Origin of the sequence: Myxococcus llanfairpwllgwyngyllgogerychwyrndrobwllllantysiliogogogochensis, assembly GCF_006636215.1 — a bacterium.
In the GTDB taxonomy this organism is placed as follows: domain Bacteria; phylum Myxococcota; class Myxococcia; order Myxococcales; family Myxococcaceae; genus Myxococcus; species Myxococcus llanfairpwllgwyngyllgogerychwyrndrobwllllantysiliogogogochensis.
Genome location: NZ_VIFM01000426.1, coordinates 1 through 5,982 on the forward strand (window position 1 = coordinate 1; position 5,982 = coordinate 5,982).

8 protein-coding genes are annotated in these 5,982 nt (G+C 69.5%); all 8 read left to right on the plus strand.

Annotated features, from left to right (window positions below; genetic code table 11):
* On the plus strand, positions 1 to 270 hold a 270-nt coding region (locus tag FJV41_RS47450; RefSeq protein ID WP_141649235.1), incomplete at its 5' end, for a hypothetical protein.
* Positions 271 to 402: 132 nt separating this feature from the next.
* On the plus strand, positions 403 to 969 hold the full coding sequence (locus FJV41_RS47455) for a hypothetical protein (RefSeq protein WP_141649236.1): 567 nt from the start codon (positions 403 to 405) through the stop codon (positions 967 to 969).
* A 90-nt stretch (positions 970 to 1,059) separates the two neighbouring features.
* Positions 1,060 to 1,494, plus strand: a complete 435-nt coding sequence (locus FJV41_RS47460; protein WP_141649237.1) for a tetratricopeptide repeat protein — start codon at positions 1,060 to 1,062, stop codon at positions 1,492 to 1,494.
* Positions 1,495 to 1,516: 22 nt separating this feature from the next.
* Positions 1,517 to 1,912: a hypothetical protein gene (locus FJV41_RS47465; protein ID WP_141649238.1), complete on the plus strand. Its 396-nt coding sequence runs from the start codon at positions 1,517 to 1,519 to the stop codon at positions 1,910 to 1,912.
* 7 nt (positions 1,913 to 1,919) lie between these two features.
* Positions 1,920 to 2,756 (plus strand): sigma-70 family RNA polymerase sigma factor, encoded by an 837-nt coding sequence (locus tag FJV41_RS47470; protein ID WP_141649239.1) that lies wholly within the window; start codon positions 1,920 to 1,922, stop codon positions 2,754 to 2,756.
* On the plus strand, positions 2,638 to 3,198 hold the full coding sequence (locus FJV41_RS47475; protein WP_246137878.1) for an EscF/YscF/HrpA family type III secretion system needle major subunit: 561 nt from the start codon (positions 2,638 to 2,640) through the stop codon (positions 3,196 to 3,198). Before FJV41_RS47470 ends, FJV41_RS47475 begins: the two co-directional genes overlap by 119 nt.
* A gap of 104 nt (positions 3,199 to 3,302) precedes the next feature.
* A complete protein-coding gene (locus FJV41_RS47480) occupies positions 3,303 to 4,115 on the plus strand; it encodes a type III secretion protein (RefSeq protein WP_141649240.1) in 813 nt (270 codons plus the stop codon).
* Between the two features lie 74 nt (positions 4,116 to 4,189).
* On the plus strand, positions 4,190 to 5,982 hold a 1,793-nt coding region (locus FJV41_RS47485; RefSeq protein WP_141649241.1), incomplete at its 3' end, for a hypothetical protein.

Here is a 5,982-nt window from a genome sequence, read left to right on the forward strand (position 1 = left end):
GCCAAGCCCTCCGCTCCCTCCCCGTCCCAGGAGCTCCCTGTGCCCTCGTACCCCGCAATCGAGTCGCTGCTCGAGGCGACCCCCGCGGAGGACGTCCGGGCGCTGTTCGACCCGCTGAAGGACGGCCTGGCCGCCCTCAAGGGGCCCAAGGTGGACGCGGGCAAGAAGGCCCAGGCCGCGCTGACCCACGCCGAGCAGCTGCTGGAATTGTTGGTGGATACCCGCGAGCGGCTGATCGCCGAGGCGAAGGGTTCCAAGGGTCGGAAATGACGGGGTTTTCCCGTTGAATCGCGGTTTTTCGCCACGGACAGGCAACTGGCGGAGGGCTGGGCCGATAATCAGGGAAAGAGCACTGGATCATCCGGGAGCTCTGTCTACTTCTCGCAGCGCCTGGAGGATGAAATGGCGAAGATCGACAACATGATGGGTCCCGGCGTCCGGCTCTCGACCAACGTCACGACGGCGCGCCAGACCCCGAACACGGGCTTCGGCGCTCGGCTTCAGAACGGCCTGAACAGCGCGGCGGGCGCGGTGGGCACGGGCGTCGGCGCGGTGGCCGGCATGATTCCGGGCGGTCAGATTGTGTCCGCGGCGGTCTCCTCGGTTCACACCCTGTCCAACAACGCGGGCTCTGGCAGCGCGCCCTACGCGGGCGTGATGAGCACCGCGGTCGGCATGGGCGGCGGCACGGTGGCCCCGTCGATGGGTGGCGGCGTCGCGGCCGGCATCAGCGGCGTGGCGGGTGGCGTCGGTGGTGGTGTCGCGGGTCCGGGCACTGGCGCGCTGGGCACCAGCACGTCGGACACTGTCGGCGGCAACTTCTCGCTGAACCAGATGGCGGCGGAGAACTCCAAGCTGCTGAACCTGCAGGCGGCCATCCAGCAGGAGTCGCAGACCTTCACGGCTATTTCCAACGTGATGAAGTCGCGGCACGATTGCATCAAGAACTCCATCAGCAACGTCCGCTAAGCCCTCGGGGCGTGGCGGGCGCGAGCCCGGAGGGGAGGGGAGCGGCGCCGCTTCCCTCCAACCCGGGCCAGGAAAGGAAGAGCGAAGTCCATGGCGGAGAGCGTCTCGGAGATCTCGAACAGCCTGGTCCCCTTGGGGCGCCAGCAGGCCATGGTGTTGCTGGAGGCCGGCTATCTGTGGCTGGACATGGGGCAGTTCGACAAGGCGAAGGAGATCTTCTCCGGCGCCGCGGCGCTGATGCCCAGGAGCGAGGTTCCGCAGCTGGGGCTGGGCGCGGTGGAGTTCGCGCAGGGCCGTCACGACAAGGCGCTGCAGGCCTACCGCTCCGCGCAGCGCCTGGCGCCGCAGGCATCCCTGCCGCGCGCGCATGTGGGAGAGGCGCTCCTGTTCCTCGGCAAGGTGCCGGAGGCGCTCAAGGAGCTGAAGGCCGCCATCGACCTGGAGCCCGAAGGTGACGGGGCCCGTCTTGCGCAGGCGCTCCTCCAGGCGAAGGAAGCGGGAGTCCTGCCTCCCGCGAAGAAGTAGAGGCAGGAGGGGAGCTTCGCCCATGGCTGTCGGTGGCGTTGGACGCGGTGGTGGGAAGGGGCGCGCCGGCGGCGCGAAGGGGGCGTCGTCCGCGGCGCCCACGGGTGGCACGGCCTTTGGCGCCCGGGTGGACAAGGCGGAGTCTCTCGTCGGCGTTTCGGGTCTGGTAGGCTCCAGCAACGTCCAGGGCCCCCAGGCCGCGGATCCGGTCGCCGCGCAGGCGATGGCCATCGCCCGCGGATTGAAGAACGGGGGCTTCAAGAGCAAGGAAGAGGCGACCCGGGCGTTGGTCGCCGAAGTCCTGAAGGAGAAGCTGCGCATGAAGTCCTCCTCCCTCACCACGAAGATCGCGGACGCACTGCAGGATGACCCGAGGCTGAACCAGGTACTCGAGCGGCTGTGGTCCAAGGCCGAGTGAGCAGCGCTTGCCACTGGGCGAAGACAGGAAGGCCATTCTCACCAAGTACGGCCCCTACGTTCGGTCGCTCGCGGCGACCGTGCGCAAGCAGTTCAACGCCCAGCTGGAGCTGGATGAGCTGGTGGCGTACGGACAGATTGGACTGCTGGAGGCCGCTGAACGATTCGACCCGAAGGTGGGAGCCAACTTCCTCACCTTTGCCCACTACCGCATCAAGGGCGCCATCTTCGACGGTTTGAGGAAGATGGGGGTGTTGAGGGGTTCTGACGCCCGCAACGCGTATGTGGGCGAGCGGGCGGCGGCGTATCTCGGCAATTTGTCGGACCGGGAGTCGGGCTCAAGCAACCGGGGCAGCTCGTTCGACGATGATGTCAGTGACATCTCGGATGCGGTGCAGGGTCTGGCGATGGTGTTCGCCTCCAGTCTGGAGGGGGCCGACAACGGCGGGTACACCGACGAGTCGCTGCCGGTGGATGTCCGGCTGGAGCAGGAGCAGCTGAAGACGCGGGTGCGGGCGGCGATAGAGAAGCTCCCGGAGAAGGAGCGCAAGCTTCTTCAGGGGTACTACTTCCAGGGCAGGACGCTGGAAGAGGCGGGGTCGGAAATCGGGCAGTCGAAGAGCTGGGCGTCGCGGCTTCATGCGCGCGCCATCGACCGCCTCAAGGAACTCTTGAACGAGGAGGAGGAACTTCCCCCTACCTCGACGGATGCAAGGAGGCTGTCACATGGCGGGTCCGATGGCGGGCATCTCCGCGGCGCAGGTGGCGCAGCAAAAGCTGCAGGATCAGGGCGTCCAGCAGACGAACAAGGCGGGAGCGTCGAAGTTCGACGGAGTTCTCGCTGACAAGGCGCAGGGCGCCGGCCAGGTGGACGCGGCCCAGGGCGTGAACAAGGCCCAGGCGGCGCAGGCGACCCAGAAGACGGACGCCGTCCGCCAGGTGGAGACCGTCAACAAGACGGAGAAGGCGGCCCTGAACAAGGTCAGTGCCACCGCCACCCAGCCGGTCTCCGCGAAGGCCGCGGAGCCTGTCGCCGCCAAGACGGAGACGGGCAAGACGGGCAAGGCCTCCGACATGATGTCGCAGGTGATTGGCGACCTGGAGAAGGGCCAGGGCAACCTGGAGAAGATCATCTCCCAGGCCTCCAGCGGCAAGCAGTTCTCCAACGCCGAGCTGCTGTCGCTCCAGGCGTCCATGTACCAGTACACCCAGCAGTTGGACCTGACGAGCAAGGTGGTCGAGAAGGCCACCACCGGCCTCAAGGACGTCGTCAAGACGCAGGTCTGATTCAGTCCACCGTCCTCGGTGGCGCTTGGATGAAGGGCGGCCTCTCCGAGTTGGAGGGGGCGCCCTTCCGCGTTTTCCGAGGCCCTAGTAAGCTCAATGTGCCCATGATTCGCCGACCGCAAGCGTTCGCCGCCCCGCTCCTCGCCCTCGTGCTCGTGACGGGATGTCACATCGAGCTGCAACATGAGCTGAGTGAAGCGGACGCCAACGAAATCTACGTCCTACTCAGCAAGAACGGCATCAACGCGAAGAAGGAGAAGGAGGAAGGCGGCAACGAGGTGCGGTTCATGATCACCGTGCCCAAGACGGACGCCGCGGAGGCAGCGGAGTTGCTCAAGCTCAACTCGCTGCCCAGACCCGTGGAGAAGGGGCTGTCGCACTTCGCCAAGGGAAGCATGGTGCCCACCGCCACGGAGGAGCGCGCCATGCTCCTCAAGGCCATGGCGGGCGAGGTCTCCAACGCGCTCAATCAGATTGACGGCGTGTTGGAAGCACGCGCCATCGTCAGCGTGCCGGAGAACAACGACCTGACGCAGCCGGAGAACAAGCCGCTGCCGTCCGCGTCGGTGTTCATCAAGTACCGCATCGTCGAGGGCGGCAAGGCGCCCATCGAGGTCGCCGCCGTGAAGGCCTTCGTGGCCACGGCCGTGCCGGAGATGCGGCCGGAGGCGGTGACGGTGCTGATGACCGCGGCTCAGGGCCCCAAGGCGGAGAAGACGGACGAGAACCGGCAGCAGGACGTGCTGGGCCTGCGGATGACGGCCTCCAGCGCCAGCCAGTTCAAGATCATGCTGGTGGGCGCCTTCGTGCTCATCCTCGCGATGATGGGCCTGACGGGGTGGTCGTTCATGCGCTCCCCCGGCGGTGCCCCCGCGGCGCGTGGCACCCGTCCCCGCGTCCGTCCGCCCGAGGCCTGACGCCTTCCGCGCCCCTCCCGGTGGGGCGCCTTCTTTCTCCCAGCGGGCGTCCGTGGAAGCCCGCGAGGTGACGTTTGGACTCGTTCTTCACCTCGCTCAACAAGCGCCAGAGCATGTTGCTCCTGACCGCCGTCACCTTCGGCGGCCAGGAGAGCTTGGGGGCGATGGAGCACCTCCCGACGGAGGAAGGTGAGCTGCTGCGCCACCGCGCGCAGGAAATCCTGCAGATCCCTCGCGACAAGCGCATCCCCGCGCTGGTGCAGGAGATCAAGCGGCTGGTGAAGGACCGGCGCGGCCAGTTGTGGAGCGCGGAGCCGGAGCGCCTGGCCGCGCTGCTGCAGCGCGAGCGCGGTGCGCTGATGGAGATGGTGCTGCGCGCGCTGCCCTCCGCGATGGCGGAAGCGGTGCGGGTCCACCTGCCGCCGTCTCGCGTGAAGCTGACCCGCGAGGTCCGGCCTCAAGTATTGGACATCGTCCGGTGGAAGCTGGAGGAGGCGCTGGCTCGGGAGTCGAGCGCCTCGCAGTCCGCGGGCTTCAAGTTCTCCGACGTGCTCATGCTCCAGCAGCGAGAGCTGCTCACGGTGAGCGACAGGTTGGGCGCGCGCGTGCTCGGCCCGGCCCTGGCGGGCCTTCCCGACGCGGAGCGGGAGACGCTGCTGGAGGCCCTGCCTCCGGACCTGAAGCTCCTGGCCGGCAAGTCCGTGGCGGCCAATGCGCCGCGCAAGCTTCCCGAGGAGGACGCGCGCGCGCAGTTGGAGCTGCATGACGGACTGAAGAACCCGGCGGGCTCCATCCGCAGCGCGGGAGTCCAGCGGCTGGCGCGCGCGTGCGTGGCCCAGTCCCCTGAGTTCGCCGCGCGCATGCTGGAGAAGTACCGGGGTGAGTTCGGCAGCCTGGTGGCGAAGTGGGTGCGCGAGGAGCGCATCCGTCCCACCGCGCGCGGAGACGGTGGCCGCACCGACATCGTCATGGACCTGGAGCGGCTCGCCACCCGGGGCCTCATCGAGCGGCCCGTGCGTCTGGCGACGCCTCCGCCGCCGCGTCAGTCCGCCGTGCTTCCGCCGCCCCCTGGCGCACGCAAGGCCGCGGCCGCCGCGGCTTCCTCCGTCGCGCGTGAAGCTCCCGCTGGAGTGACCCGTGAGCCCGGCGCCGCGCCTCGAGAAGGAACAGGCGTGGCCCGTGAGCCGGCGAAGGCAGCCGCCGCCGCGCCTCGAGAGGGGACGGGCGTGGCCCGTGAGCCGGCGAAGGCCGCCGCGCCTCGAGAGGGGACAGGCGTGGCCCGTGAGCCCGCGAAGGCACCAGCCGCCGCGCCTCGAGAGGGGACGGGCGTGGCCCGCGAGCCGGCGAAGGCCGCCACCGCCACGCGCCGGCCTCCAGGGGCGGAGCCCGCGGTGCGGCGTGACTTCATGGCCGAACGGGCCGCGAGGAGCGCGGGCGCCATGTCCAGTCGCGAGCCGTCGCGCGTCGCGCGTCCCAAGGATGGTGCCTCGGACGGCTCCGCGGTCCATCGCATCCCTCCTCGCCGTGAGCCCACGTCCGCTGCGCCGGCCCCGGGTGCTCCGCGTCGCGAAGGCACCTCGGCGGGTGCTCGCCGAGAGCCTCCTGGCGCGCCCGTCGCTCGTCGCGAGCCAGGTGGCCCCGAATCCCGCCCCGGGCGACCGGACCCGGAGGGGGCCCGCATCGGTCCTCCTCCCTCGCGTCTGGGCCTGGGGGGACCTCGGCCCCGGCCCGCGACCCCCGCGGGGGAGCCAGAGGCGCCTCCGGCTCGGGAGCGCTCACGCGTGGGCCCCGCGGCGGAGGGTTCCCGCGTGCAGCGCCCGCCCGAAGAGCTGTCTCGCTCCTCTCGCGTGCGGCCCCGTCCCGATGC